This is a genomic window from Streptomyces dangxiongensis (genome assembly GCF_003675325.1).
Classification (GTDB): domain Bacteria; phylum Actinomycetota; class Actinomycetes; order Streptomycetales; family Streptomycetaceae; genus Streptomyces; species Streptomyces dangxiongensis.
This window is the reverse complement of the sequence record NZ_CP033073.1, coordinates 4,057,955-4,071,122: the sequence shown is the minus strand read 5'-3', so window position 1 is coordinate 4,071,122 and position 13,168 is coordinate 4,057,955. Positions and strand designations below refer to the sequence as shown.

Here is a 13,168-nt window from a genome sequence, read left to right as displayed (position 1 = left end):
CTCCCGAGGTTTCACCGACGGCGTGCGGCGGAAGCGATGACGATCCGCGCCGCACGCCGTCCGTCCTACTCACGCACGTGGGCGGCTGCCCCCGCGCACACCCGCTGCCGGGGAGCGCACGCACGTGATCCGGCTACACCGTCGCAAACCCCAAAGGCATGTGGGATTCGCTCCCGGCCACGCTGACCATCGCGCTAGGCAGGGTCACAGTCGTAGCCGTAGTCCGTGCCGGACTGGTCGTCATAGTCGGCGTGATCGTCATACTCGCCGGGCTTGCCGAACTTGCCAGGCTTGCCGAACTTGCCGAACTCATCGGTCTTCCCGAACTCGCCGGTCTTGCCGAACTCATCGGTCTTGCCGAACTCATCGGTCTTGCCGAACTCGTCGGTCTTGCCGAACTCGTCGGTCTTGCCGTGCTTGCCGTGCTTGCCGAACTTGCCGTGCTTGCCGAACTTGCCGGGCTTGCCAGGCTTGCCGGGCTTGCAGCCATGCCCGTTTCCGCCGGTGTTGCCACCGGTCGTGCTACCCGTAGTCCCGCCCGTGGTTCCGGCGGTCGTCGAACCCGTGGTGCCGGCCGTGGTTCCGGCGGTCGTCGAACCCGTGGTGCCGGCCGTGGTTCCGGCGGTCGTCGAACCCGTCGTCCCGGCCGTCGTCCCGGCCGTCGTCCCGGCGGTGGTTCCGGCGGTGGTCGAACCCGTCGTCCCGGCCGTGGTTCCTGCGGTCGTCCCGGCCGTCGTCCCGGCCGTCGTCCCGGCCGTGGTTCCGGCGGTCGTCCCGGCCGTGGTTCCGGCGGTCGTCCCGGCCGTGGTTCCGGCGGTCGTCCCGGCCGTGGTTCCGGCGGTCGTCCCGGCCGTGGTTCCGGCGGTCGTCCCGGCCGTGGTTCCGGCGGTCGTCCCGGCCGTGGTTCCGGCGGTCGTCGCACCGGTAGTGCCAGCGGCGCACTGCGGCCGGGTGATCGTGTTGGTGTCCAGCGTCACAGCACCGTTACGGGCCAGCGCCCGCCCGTCGATGGTCGCGCCCGTCGTGGCAGAGATCGACGTCAGGGCCAGGATGTTGCCCACGAAGGTGGAGTCGGTGCCGAGGGTGGCCGAGCTGCCGACCTGCCAGAAGACATTGCACGGCGAGGCGCCGTTGATGAGGAGCACCCTGCTACCGGACGCCGTCGTCAGACCCGAACCGATCTGGAACACCCAGACGGCGTTGGGGTCCCCCTGGGCGTCCAGGGTGAGGGTGCCGGTGAGCCCGAGAGTGGAGGAGGCGGTGTAGACGCCCGGAACCAGCGTCAGGCCTCCAGCGTCCGCAGGAAGGGCACCGTCGGTGGCCTGTCCGGCGGCGTCGTTGTACGCGGCGACCAGGTCGGCCTGGGCCTGGGCAGCCACAGCGTCCGCAGAGTGCTGGGTCCCGTTCACCAGGCCGGGCGGGAACCCGCTGATGGCCGTCCCCGGACTCACTCCGAGATCCCCGGTGACCACCGTGGGACCGGTGTTGGTGACGGCCGAACCGGCCAGTACCGCAAAGCTCTCCGCCGTACCCAGTGGTACAGGTGTGGCGAGGGCACTTGCCTGCGTCGGCGTCACCGCGACTACGACGGCGGCGATCGCTACGGCAACTGCCGCCGCGATCCAAACCGACAGCGTGCGCCGTAGCGACGCAACAGGGATATTCAGCGTCATTGAGGGGCCAACTCCTCTGAGGGGATGGTGACGTCTGGCGATTCTCGATTATTCAGAATCGCCGGGTTTCTGCCGCTGTCATATTACGCAGGAACATGGGGCGGGTTACGATTCATCTGGGTGATTTCACCGAACCTGACGAGCGGATCGCGACATGCAAAAATGCTTAATGGGCCGAATGGCTTCAATCATCCACGCAGACGGGCAACGGACTACATCACTAAAGAGGACTGCTTATCCAGGAGGGACAGTCGGCCGGCACCGCCGGAACAGAAGCCCCGCCACGGGGAGTTCATGCAACCCTCGCGTGATATCGCTGAAGGCAACCGCCTTACGGGCACCCACAGGAGCGAAACACTTTGTTGTCCTTCTTCAGCGTTCGCCCACCGATGCCGAAGGCAAGCGGGATTCCGTTGTACTCGGTTCTTCCCCGTGGCACGCATGCGTCCGAGAGCGGCTGATCGCCTATACGGGTGACGGGAATTCAATGCCCCCCGCAGGTGGAAGAAATCCTTAGCAGCGATGTGCGAGGATGCTTCTGACTCCGGTCACCTTGCCGCTCGGTTCACGGCCGGGCCGATGGCGCGGACTGTTGCGCCACTGTCGTTCCTCCGGTGCCGGCCACAGGCGCAGCCAAGAGACGGGCCGTCGCTTCGCGCATGGGCGGCGGCCCGCCTCCTGGCTGCGCCACAATCCGACCCGGCCTGATTGACAGAGGGCCGTGGGGCAGTCGCCGATAGGTTCTGGTCCGGCGTCTGTGACAGGTCGTCGCATTGTGACTGGAGTTCCCTCGATGAGGACACATGAGGGACGCTGCCTGGTAGCCGGAGTCAGCGGCGAGACGGAGTACGTGACGGGTCCGGTACTCGGGGCACAGTCCGGGAACTGGTTCTCCCGGGTGAGCGATCCATGGTCCTGGATCTGTCCCCCGTGCCGTTCCTGGACTCGGCGGCCCTCGATGTGCTGAATCGGGGTGGGACAACGCCCATGCAGAAGGGGCGCCTCTCACCGAGGGACACCCCTTCTGACCAGCACGTCGCTGACCCGCGGAGGCGGTGGGAATCGAACCCACGGTGACGTTCTCACGCCACGGCGGTTTTCAGGACCGTTCCCCCAGGCCGCTCGACCAACCCACCTCGGCCCTCGCCCACCTGGGGCGGAGCGGGTACAGCGCACCGGCCTCCGGCCTCGCGCGGGGTCCGCGGTTCACACGGGACCCACTGGCTCGGTTTCCGGTCGCCAGTGCCGCCGCGGCCGGGCTCTCCTCGTAACCTCCTGAGCGACAGCTCTGCCGCCGCCCCCGTGCGGAGCCATCGGCCGGCATCGCTACGGGCGACCTGCTCGGCCGCGTGTCAGTGATCGGATCACTCCCGCCACGCGTGGACCTGTCCTCTCAGGGGGTGAGGATGGAGATGCCGTCCCCGAGCAGTTTCAGCCCGAGGACGAAGAACAGGACGGCCATCACGGCGACATTGTGCTGAGCTGCCCAGTCCTTCCAGTTGCCGAGCGTGGTCTTGGCCCGCTCTCCCCCGAGGAGGAAGACTCCGAGCGGGGCCAGCAGACCGAGCGTGGCGATCACGACGAAGATCGCCAGCGATGCGACCTGCTGCCCGACCGGCAGTCCGGCCGAGCCGATGGTGGCACCCGCGGCGATGGTCAGCGGGGCGTTCTTGGCGTTGAGCGCGGCCAGGGCCGTACCGAGGCCGAAGACCTTGACCGGCGTGAGGCGGTCGATGGCGCCCATCCACTTCGGCAGTTGTGCCTGCGAGGGATCCTTCGGGCGCCGCCGCCACTGCCGGGCGCCGAAGAGGAGGAGGAGCAGGCCCAGAGCGATTTTGAGAGCCCCGACCCAGGTGGCCGGGTGCTTATGGGCGGAGGCACCTGCGGGGGAGGCGATCACCAGCATCACCGCGCCCAGTGCCGACAGTCCAAGGATCCAACCGACGGTGAAGAGGATGCCGTTGAGACGTCCCCGCGGCGTGGCGAGGATGAGGATGAGGGCGATGATCGGAAGCGGGCTGACCGCGACCGCGGCCGCGAAACCCAGCACGTCACCGAGAACTGCGCCCATGGTTTCCTCCAGACTGGGGTAGGGGTGGCGGTCCGGTTGGGGAAGGGTCCGGCGGAGGAGAGGGGTGCCCCGGCCGCCTGGGCGGCGCGACGGGTTCCTGTGCGATCGGCTGCGCCGCGGCTTCACGGCCATGCGGAAGTGGCTGACCGAGAAGGTGACGACCCCGTAGTCAGCACGCACCCAGTGCCATCCTCCTGCGCCCGGCTCGATCTGTCCTCGGGAGCTTCTCGGGACGCGAAGACGGCGGCATCGGCCTGCCGCCCCGTGTCGCCTCCTTCCTGAACCGGACGGCAGGCCGGCACCGGGATCGCTTTCCCTCTCGTGAATCCGACCCAGGCGATCAGCGGCTGAGAGGCGAAGATGCGGGGCTGCGCATCCGCGGTGAGGATTGAGTCGTGAGGGCGATGGCGCCTCATGTCGGAGGACGCTTGGTGACCCTCGCACCGATTCGTGGCAGGGGATTCTCACGATGACTGCGACGTCAGGTGCAGCTCAATCAGCTCACCCCGAGCGCCCGGGCAGGGCGGACGGGGTGTGCAGCGAGTTCACCGTCTTCACCAAGATCAAGCCGGGCCATGCGGAAGCGCTGCGTGAGGATCTCGCCACGCTCGCCGACCCGACGGGTGACGAGAGGGTCCATGCGGCGTTGCGCCAGATCGGCACCCTGCACGACGCACGGCACGTGATCTTCGACAACGACACCCGGTTCATGTTCGCCAGCGTCTTCGACGGCTCCTGGGACACCTACATCGACGACTTCGCCAAGACAGTGGTCGGGGACCGCTTCGACAAGGTCTTCTCGCACAGCGAAGGGTTCCCCGGCGTCAGAGATCCGGGAGCGAAGGAGTGGTTCCTCGCCCACCAGGCGCCCGCGGGTGTCTTCGTCAGCGCCTATCCCGACCTGACCGTTCAGCAGATCTACAAGGACCACCGCGTGGAGGAGGCATTCGAGGAGGTACTTGACACCCCTGAGTTCCGGGCGGTGCTGGACAACCCGGACAACGCGGAGCTGGTGGCCACGCCTGCCTTCCAGAAGCTGCTGGAAGAAGCCTCGGCCTGACACCCGCCCACAGCCATCACTCAGAGCCGACCCCACTTCGGTGGACCGCGTCCGCGGGCGCGCACCGGTCGCTCCGGGGCTGTCCGGACAGGACCGATGTGGAGGCACACACACTCATGACCACGGCAGACAGCGGCAGCGCGGCGGGCGTGCGCGTCGAGATCGAGGACGTCCAGAGCGGGGCACTGCGTCCGAGGCCCGTGCCCTACGAGGGAAAGTTCCTCTTCCTGCGCGTCGACGACCGCCACGCCGGTCGTGCTCTGCTGCGGCGGCTGCTCCCGGTGACCTCCGGTGGCCTGCCGAGCGCGGACCGGAGCCAGGATGCCTGGGTGGCCGTGGCGTTCACCTACCAGGGGCTGAGGGCCCTGGGGGTGCCTCAGGAGTCGCTGGACAGCTTCCCGCGGGCGTTCCGTGAGGGCATGGCCGCTCGGGCGGAGCTGATCGGTGATGTGGGGGAGAACGCCCCGGCCCACTGGGAGGCACCGTTCGGGACGGGCGATGTCCACATCGCGTTGAGCGCCCTCTCCTCGGATGCGGAACAGTTGGACAAGGAGCTGGAGCGCGCCCGAGTCGCCTACCGGGAAACCCCGGGGGTCCAGGTGATCTGGCAACAGGACGTCCACCAGCTTCCGACCGGGCGCACCACCTTCGGCTTCCGGGACGGCATCAGCCATCCGAACATCGAGGGTGTCGGACTGCCCGGCTCGAACCCGCAGGAAGTCCCCGTCAAGGCGGGCGAGTTCATCCTCGGCTACCCCGACGAAACCGGCAATCTGCCGCCCATGCCCAGCCCTGATGTGCTGGGACGCAACGGAACCTACGTGGCCGTTCGCAAGATCCACACCAACGTGGCGGCCTGGCGCCGATACCTGCGCGCCAACAGTTCCAACGCCGAGGAGGAAGCACTGCTGGCGGCGAAAATGGTCGGGCGCTGGCCGAGTGGGGCTCCGCTGACGCTGGCGCCGGAGCACGACGACCCGGAGCTGGCGGCGGATCCGCAGCGCGTCAACAACTTCCTGTACCGGGAGAATGACGATCGCGGCTTGCGGTGCCCGGCCGGTGCGCACATCCGCCGGAACAACCCCCGCGATGCCACCATCGTCGGCGACGCACGGATGCACCGGCTCATCCGCCGTGGCACCACCTACGGTCCGCCGCTGCCCGAGGGCGTGCTGGAGGATGATGGTGCCGACCGGGGCCTGGTCGGAGTCTTCATCGGGGCCCACCTGGAACGTCAGTTCGAGTTCATCAAGGCCGAGTGGGTCAACGACGGCAACTTCATCGGCTACCCCGGCGAGAAGGACCCGGTGGCCGGACATCACGACGGAACCGACAGCGTCACCATCCCGGAGAAGCCCGTCCGGCGCCGCCTGCGGAACCTGCCCAGCTTCGTGGCCACCCGAGGCGGCGAGTACTGCTTCGTGCCGGGCCTTCGTGCCCTGCGCTGGCTCGCCGAACTGGAGGACTGAGGGAGATTCGCACCCTCCCCGAGGTCCGATACCGCTCTCCGAGGAGAGGTCGAGGTCATGGCAGCACAGTTCGTCCCCTACACCCCTGACGTCGAAGACGATGACTCGGACTTCGACCAGAACCTGCAGACGGTGATCGAGAGGACCGAGAGCTACATCACCGAGTCGGTCGAGGCCGGCGGCACCGGACAGGCCCTGCGGGACGCCCATGCCAAGGGCTACGGACTCGTCCGAGGGCAGGTGGAGATCCTGGACGGGCTCCCCACCGAGTACGCCCAGGGCATCTACGCCACCCCGGGAACCCACGATGCGCTCATCCGCTTCTCCAACGGCTCACCTCACGCCGGAGCCGACGCGCGTCTGGGCGCCGCCACCGGACTGGCGCTGAAGATGTTCGACATCCCCGGTCCGACCCTGCTGGAAGACGAGCCGGACACGGGCACCTTCGACTACGCCAACATCAACGGACCGATCTTCTTCTGCAACACGGTCGAGCACTACCTGTTCATCCAGGAACTGTTCCTGAACGCGCCGGCCTACTTCGCCCAGGGCCGACCCGGCGCACACCGCTTCTTCACCGACTTCCTGACCGGAAAAGGAACCCTCGAGCAGGACAACTGGGCATGGGACGAGTTCCTGGCCTTCCTCCGCCTGGCAAAGACCCCTCCGGCGAACCTGCTCCTGTCGACCTACTGGACGATGGGCGCGGTCCGGCACGGGGACTACATCGCCAAAGTACGCATCACCCCCGACCCGGACTCCGCGGCCTCGGTGGTCCGGCGCACCATCGCCCCGGCTTCCGGGGCGGAGGTCTTCCGGCCCGCGCTGCAGGCCGAGCTGCAGGAGCGGCCCTACGCCTTCGACATCCAGGTCCAGCTCTGCACCGACCTGGAACGCATGCCGGTGGAGGACACCACCGTGGAGTGGCCCGAGCAGCTCTCGCCGTCCGTCACCGTAGCCAAGCTGCGGCTGCCCCAGCAGGACATCTCCAGCCCGGAAAACCTGGAGAAGATGGACTCACTGTCCTTCACCCCCTGGCGGGTCACCGCCGAGCACGCCCCCCTCGGCAACATCATGCGGGCCCGCAAAAAGGTCTACCGGCGCTCCTCCGTCCAACGCCACAAGCTCAACCAGCAGCCGCGGACAGAGCCCCGCAGCGCCGACGAGGTACTCGGGCCGGCCCCGTGAAGCCAGCCGGTCAGCCTCTGCCGCTGTAGCTCCCAGGAGTATCTCCAGTGGGGCACCGAGGGCTGCGGTGGGATGCGAACCCACGGAGACATCGCTGCCTCGAGGCGTACCGGGATCGGGGCGGGGCGTGTCAGCTATCGCCGTCCCGGGCTCCCAGGGTCAGGTCGACCGTGTGTTCCTGGCCGTCCCGCTTGTAGGTGACCGTGACCTTGTCGCCGGGCTTGTGGGTCCAGATCTCGCCGATCAGCGTGGGGCCGCTGTCGATCACGTGGTCGTCGAGCTTGCTGATGAGGTCGCCGGGCTTGAGGCCGGCCTTGTCCGCGGGGCCGCCGGACTCGACCGCGGCGGAACCGCCCGTGCCCTGGTCGGTGATCTTCGCACCGTCGGTGGTGTCCTCCAGGGAGACGGAGGCACCGATCTTGGCGTACACCGGCTTGCCGGTCTTGATGAGCTGCTGGGCGACGTACTTCGCCTGGTTGATCGGGATGGCGAAGCCCAGGCCGATCGAGCCGGACTGGCCGGAACCGCCGAATCCGCCGCTGCTGCTGGACTGGATCGCCGAGTTGATCCCGATGACCGCGCCGGAGGAGTTCAGCAGCGGGCCGCCGGAGTTGCCGGGGTTGATGGACGCGTCCGTCTGGAGGGCGCTCATGTACGAGGCCTTGCTGGTGGAGCTGCCGTCGCTGGAGGCCACCGGACGGTCCTTGGCGCTGATGATGCCGGTCGTCACCGTGTTGGACAGGCCGAAGGGGGCGCCGATGGCGATGGTCTCGTCGCCGACGGCCACCTTGTCGGAGTCGCCGAGGGCGAGGGGCTTCAGGTCCGACGGGGCGTTCTTGAGCTTGATGACGGCGACGTCGTAGCCCTGCGCGTGGCCGACGATCTCGGCGTTGTACTTCCTGCCGCTCGGGAAGGTGGCCGTGAGCTTGCCGCCGTCCACCGCGTCCGCGACGACGTGGTTGTTGGTGACGATGTGGCCCTGGGTGTCGAAGACGAACCCGGTGCCCGTGCCGCCCTCGCCGTTGCTGCTCTCGGCCTCGATGGTGACCGTGCTGGGCAGCGCCGTGGCGGCGACGTTGGCGATCGTGCCGGGCGCGCGCTTGACCTGGGCGGCGCTGCTGTCGGAGGCCGAGACGGTGGTGGAGCCGTGGTCGTCGTGGTCCTTGGCCAGGGTGTAGCCGAGGCCGCCGCCCAGACCGCCCGCGACCAGCGCGGCCACGAGGACCGCCGCCACGAGGCCGCCGCGTCCGCCGCGCGCCTTGGGGGCGGGCTGCTGGTACGCGGCTCCCCAGCCGGTGCCCGGTCCGCCGGTGCCGCCGTCACCGTAGGACGGGGTGCTCGGCGGCGGAGGCGGCCAGGAGCCGTCGGCGGCCGGACCGGGCTGGTGCGCCGGACCGTGCCCGGGCGCCCCGTAGGCCGCGGGGGCCTCGGGCGTCCCGTAGGCCGCGGGGGCCTCGTGGGGCACGGGCGGGAGCGGTGCCGTCGGCGCGTTCCCCTCGGGCACGGCGCCCTGCGGGGAGGCATCGTGAGGGGCCACCGGCACGGGAGGTGCGGACGGGGCCGGGGGTACCGCGTTGCCCTCGTTCTCGGTGCTCACAGCTCTTCTCCTCGATCCACGCCTGTGTCGTCGGTCGCACTCGGTCGGTAGTCAGCTTTTCCCACGGGCCGTCAGAGCACCATAAGCGGTGGCTGTGGGTCCGAGACTCTTCTTTATATAGGATCTTTGACGCAAACGTTATACAGAGGAACAGGGTGACCGCCCTCGTTCGCCGACCGGCCGTGCGGGCGCCACCCGTGTACCCGATGACGGTGGCACCATGACGCGGTGACCCACGCACCACAGCACTCCATCCAGGTCGTCGCCCACCGAGGTGCCTCCGAGGACGCTCCCGAGCACACCCTGGCCGCCTACCGCAAGGCGATCGAGGACGGCGCGGACGCCCTGGAATGCGATGTACGGCTGACCGCGGACGGCCATCTGGTCTGCGTCCACGACCGGCGGGTGAACCGTACCTCCAACGGCCGCGGCGCGGTCTCCGCGCTGGAGCTGGCCGATCTGGCAGCCCTCGACTTCGGGTCCTGGAAGACGCGCGAGGCCTGGCACGGGCGGGACGAGGAGCCCGACTGGGAGCACCGCCCCGAGGACCGCGAGGAGACGTCCGTCCTCACCCTGGAGCGGCTGCTGGAACTGGTCGCGGACGCCGGGCGGCGGGTGGAGCTGGCCATCGAGACCAAACACCCCACGCGCTGGGCCGGCCAGGTCGAGGAGCGGCTGCTGACCCTGCTGAAGCGGTTCGGCCTGGACGCGCCCGACCCGGCCGCCGGCTCGCAGGTGCGGGTCATGAGCTTCTCGGCGCGTTCGCTGCACCGCGTGCGTGCCGCGTCGCCGACGCTGCCGACGGTCTACCTGATGCAGTTCGTCTCGCCCCGGCTGCGCGACGGGCGGCTGCCCGCGGGCGTGGGGATCGCGGGCCCCTCGATCCGGTTCGTGCGCAGCCACCCCTCGTACGTGGAGCGGCTGAAGCGGGCCGGCCACCAGGTCCACGTGTGGACGGTGAACGAGCCCGCCGACGTCGACCTCTGTGTCGGACTGGGCGTCGACGCCATCATCACCAACCGCCCGCACGCGGTACTGCGGCAACTGGGACGCTGACTCCGCGGACTCTGACTTTCCGGGACCACTCTTCGGCTGCTCCCCCGGGCGGTCAAATCGCGCCATACCGGTTGCCATCCGGCGGCCTCGGTCACAGGGAGTGCTCCGGCGCGTTCACCGCGTGCGGCCGTGTTCCGAATGCGTCACCGGAAGGGGACTGGCCGGTTTCCGGCACAGGCCGATGGGGCATCCACACCGTGGCGTGGGGCGAAGGAGGTCTCGGGGGTGGCGTTGGTGGTGGCACAGGAGGTGCCCACGTCGTCGAGCATGGCCGTACCCCATGGTCCTGCGGGCGTGGGGAAGGCGCGGCACCGGATGCGTGCGCAGCTACGCAGTGGTGGCGTCGCCGAATCGGTCGTCGACGATGCCGTACTGATCCTTTCCGAACTCTTGAGCAACGCCTGCAAACACGGCCGACCGCTGGGTGACGAGCCGGTCGGGGACGGGGACGTCCGCGCCGCCTGGCGCGTCGACACGCGCGGGCGGCTCATCGTGGAGGTCACGGACGGCGGCGGCCCGACCCGCCCGGCGCCGGCCACCCCGTCGGTCACCGCGCACGGCGGTCGCGGGCTGAACATCATCACCGCCCTCGCCGACGACTGGGGCGTCCGGGACGACGTCCACGGCGAGGTGACGGTCTGGGCGGTGGTCCACGAAGACGTTCACGACCCCGACGCCGGGTGCCGTCGCGGCAGCCTCGCTACGCGCGTCGCACCCGCCGCACCCGCCGCACTGCCGGAGATGACGCTCGCGGACCTGACGTCCACGGACATGACGCTCCCGGACCTCGCGGCGGCGGACTCGACACTCCCGGACCTGACCCTTTCGGATTTCACGTGCACCGACGTGACGCTGCCGGACCTGACGGACCTGACGGATCTGCCCCTTACGGACCCGACGTCCTCCGACGGCACCTTTCCGGGCCTGAGACTCCAGGATTCGGGGCTCCAGGACCTGGGGCTCCGGGATCTGGCGCTCCCGGATCTGCCCGCCCTGAACCTCGCGGACGCCTTCGAGGACCTCGAATGACCCGGGACTGATCCCGGCCGACCCGGGGCGGCCGGGGTCGGCGCTGATCCCGGCCGGCAGCGGGTCGTCGTCCACAGGTTCACACCACCGGCGTCGGGCGCGCGTGCGTTGTCCACAGGTTCCCGTCGCTCCCGGCCCGAACGGCTAGGCTCCGGACGTACGAGAAGCGCCGTAACCGGGAGACCCCACCATGGCCAAGAAGCGACCCCAGACGAAGGCCAAGCCGCTGCTGACCGACGGGGAGATCCCGGTCGTCGGCGCCCGCGAACCCTGCCCCTGCGGCAGCGGCCGGCGCTACAAGGCCTGTCACGGCCGGGCCGCCGCGCATGCCGCGACCGAGCTGGTGCACCGTCCCTTCGAGGAACTGCCGGGCGAGTGCGACTGGGTCGCCCTGCGCGAGCTGGTCCCGGCGGCGACGGCGGAGCTGACCCTCCGGGACGGCCTGCCCGCGGGCGTCCCGTCGGTCACGCTGGCCACCGTGCTGCCGATGGCGTGGCCCGCGTTGCGCCGCGACGACGGCTCGGTCCTGATCGGCCTCCAGAACGACACCGCGTCGGGCGACATCAGCCGTGACCTCGCGGACACGCTGTTGCGCGCGCTGGAGGCCGAGCCCGGCAGCCCGGTGCAGGGCCGCCGCGCCCCCGCCGAGGGGCCCCGGCTCCAGGACCTGCTCGACCCGGAGGGCGCTTTCGAGCCGATCGTGCACAGCGGCTTCGAGTTCTGGGTGCCGGACGCGGAGAACGCCACGCCGGAGGTGACCGCCTCCCTGGAGCGGGCCAACGCCGCCGCCATCCCGACCGTGAAGCTGGCCGGCGTGGACGCCGCGTACTGGTGTCGGACGCCGGAGAAGAACCACCTGCGCTGGGTCATGCCCCATCCGGAGGAGCAGCTTCTGGACGCTCTCGCGCGGCTGCACGCGGCGGGGCGCTCCAGCCTCGGCGACGGCACCCGGCTCGTGGGCTCCTTCCGTGCTCACGGCCTCACCGTGCCGGTCTGGGACCTGCCGAGCGAGGTCGGGGCCGAGGACGTGGAGAAGCCGGCCGCCGAGTTCGCCGAGCGACTGGCCGCCGCCCTCGCCGTGACGGAACCGCTGACGGCGGACGAGCGCCGGGCGCGCGGCGGACTCACCAACCGGCAGGTCACGCTTAGCTGACTTCCGCGCGGGGGGACCACGGCTGACCGGTCGGTCAGCCGTGGAGCCGGCCCGCCCTGTAGGTGACTCCTGTCACAACTCCCCGCCGCGCCGGGGAAATCGGTGTCCGAATAGCCCAGGCGGAATTTGCGAACCGCCGATCTCTTGTTACCGTTCCAGTAGCCCGGTTGCTGGTGCATCCCCCGTCGCCAGCAACCGGGTCTTTCCATGTCCGCACCCGGTGTACAGCGCGCCGGTGGACGTCAACCGCCCGGTGCGCGCTAAGAGTTGCTGCCCGAGCGCAGCAGCAGCGCCCCGTCGGTGCCGTGTGCGGCGAACTCGGTGACGGCCGTGTAGGCGTCCGGTCCGCCCCGGCTGCGTTCGCGGGGCGTCTCGCAGGTGGCGGGCTCGTCGTCGGCGCCCGTGACACAGCGCATCTGCACGGTCCGGCCGCCCGGCCCCATCAGGCTCAGCACGGAGTCCAGCGACTCGCCGGTGGCGTTGCGGTAGTAGGTGCGCGCCCAGGTGTCCGTGCCCTGGGTCAGCACACAGGTCTGCGCCTCGATGCCGTCGGGCGAGGTGAGTCCGGGGCCGCAGCGTGCGGCGGTGGCGAGGCCCAGACCGAGCAGGAACGGGGAGCGGCCGGAGTGGGTCGTGCGGACCTTGGCGTCGCCACGGGGCGCGGCCGGTACGGCGGCCCGGCCGGTGTCTGCCCCCTGCCCCGCCGACGCCACGGCCAGCGGCAGTGCGGCGACGGCCGCCACGATGCCCAGGAGGGCGAGCAGACGAAGCTTTCGGCCGTCCGGCCCGCCGCGGAGCGGCTGGGGGGCGCTGTGTCCCCGGGAATGACGCGGCATGGACGGAACAGTACGAGCGGACGGGGCCCGTCCGCC

Annotated in this window: 9 protein-coding genes and 1 pseudogene; 6 read left to right on the top strand and 4 right to left on the bottom strand. The window is 69.9% G+C overall.

Features of this window, described 5'->3' with window-relative positions; translation table 11 throughout:
- Positions 1 to 194: 194 nt before the first annotated feature.
- Positions 195 to 1,577 carry an ice-binding family protein gene (locus tag D9753_RS18135; protein WP_394346719.1) on the bottom strand — a complete coding sequence of 461 codons (1,383 nt, stop codon included), beginning with the start codon at positions 1,575 to 1,577 and terminating at the stop codon, positions 195 to 197.
- A gap of 1,489 nt (positions 1,578 to 3,066) precedes the next feature.
- Positions 3,067 to 3,744 carry a GAP family protein gene (locus tag D9753_RS18130; RefSeq protein ID WP_121787960.1) on the bottom strand — a complete coding sequence of 226 codons (678 nt, stop codon included), beginning with the start codon at positions 3,742 to 3,744 and terminating at the stop codon, positions 3,067 to 3,069.
- 469 nt (positions 3,745 to 4,213) lie between these two features.
- Between D9753_RS18130 and D9753_RS18125 the strand changes: the two genes are divergently transcribed.
- The 3 genes from D9753_RS18125 to D9753_RS18115 all read left to right on the top strand — a co-directional run bounded on the left by D9753_RS18125 (position 4,214) and on the right by D9753_RS18115 (position 7,461).
- Complete coding sequence (locus D9753_RS18125; protein ID WP_240468209.1) at positions 4,214 to 4,804, top strand: hypothetical protein; 591 nt, start codon at positions 4,214 to 4,216, stop codon at positions 4,802 to 4,804.
- A gap of 116 nt (positions 4,805 to 4,920) precedes the next feature.
- A complete protein-coding gene (locus D9753_RS18120) occupies positions 4,921 to 6,273 on the top strand; it encodes a Dyp-type peroxidase (protein ID WP_121787958.1) in 1,353 nt (450 codons plus the stop codon).
- 57 nt (positions 6,274 to 6,330) lie between these two features.
- A complete protein-coding gene (locus tag D9753_RS18115; protein ID WP_121787957.1) occupies positions 6,331 to 7,461 on the top strand; it encodes a catalase family protein in 1,131 nt (376 codons plus the stop codon).
- 130 nt (positions 7,462 to 7,591) lie between these two features.
- Here the strand turns inward: D9753_RS18115 and D9753_RS18110 are convergent, their stop codons facing one another.
- Positions 7,592 to 9,058, bottom strand: a complete 1,467-nt coding sequence (locus D9753_RS18110; protein WP_121787956.1) for a S1C family serine protease — start codon at positions 9,056 to 9,058, stop codon at positions 7,592 to 7,594.
- 228 nt (positions 9,059 to 9,286) lie between these two features.
- Between D9753_RS18110 and D9753_RS18100 the strand changes: the two genes are divergently transcribed.
- From D9753_RS18100 to D9753_RS18090, 3 genes and pseudogenes are all read left to right on the top strand, one after another.
- A complete protein-coding gene (locus tag D9753_RS18100; protein ID WP_121787955.1) occupies positions 9,287 to 10,114 on the top strand; it encodes a glycerophosphodiester phosphodiesterase in 828 nt (275 codons plus the stop codon).
- A 138-nt stretch (positions 10,115 to 10,252) separates the two neighbouring features.
- Positions 10,253 to 10,870 (top strand): annotated as a pseudogene (locus D9753_RS18095) (ATP-binding protein); the annotation flags it as partial.
- Positions 10,871 to 11,333: 463 nt separating this feature from the next.
- Entirely contained in the window at positions 11,334 to 12,296 is a 963-nt protein-coding gene (locus D9753_RS18090) for a DUF5926 family protein (RefSeq protein ID WP_121787954.1), read from the top strand.
- A 260-nt stretch (positions 12,297 to 12,556) separates the two neighbouring features.
- On the opposite strand, the gene D9753_RS18085 is transcribed toward D9753_RS18090, so the two are convergent.
- Positions 12,557 to 13,132, bottom strand: a complete 576-nt coding sequence (locus D9753_RS18085; RefSeq protein WP_240468208.1) for a hypothetical protein — start codon at positions 13,130 to 13,132, stop codon at positions 12,557 to 12,559.
- Between the last annotated feature and the right edge of the window lie 36 nt (positions 13,133 to 13,168).

Bases quoted from the DNA above. Each gene is read 5' to 3' on its own strand.
- D9753_RS18130 (WP_121787960.1), bottom strand. From the start codon at position 3,744: ATGGGCGCAGTTCTCGGTGACGTGCTGGGTTTCGCGGCCGCGGTCGCG.
- D9753_RS18125 (WP_240468209.1), top strand. From the start codon at position 4,214: ATGACTGCGACGTCAGGTGCAGCTCAATCAGCTCACCCCGAGCGCCCG.
- D9753_RS18120 (WP_121787958.1), top strand. From the start codon at position 4,921: ATGACCACGGCAGACAGCGGCAGCGCGGCGGGCGTGCGCGTCGAGATC.
- D9753_RS18115 (WP_121787957.1), top strand. From the start codon at position 6,331: ATGGCAGCACAGTTCGTCCCCTACACCCCTGACGTCGAAGACGATGAC.
- D9753_RS18090 (WP_121787954.1), top strand. From the start codon at position 11,334: ATGGCCAAGAAGCGACCCCAGACGAAGGCCAAGCCGCTGCTGACCGAC.
- D9753_RS18085 (WP_240468208.1), bottom strand. From the start codon at position 13,132: ATGCCGCGTCATTCCCGGGGACACAGCGCCCCCCAGCCGCTCCGCGGC.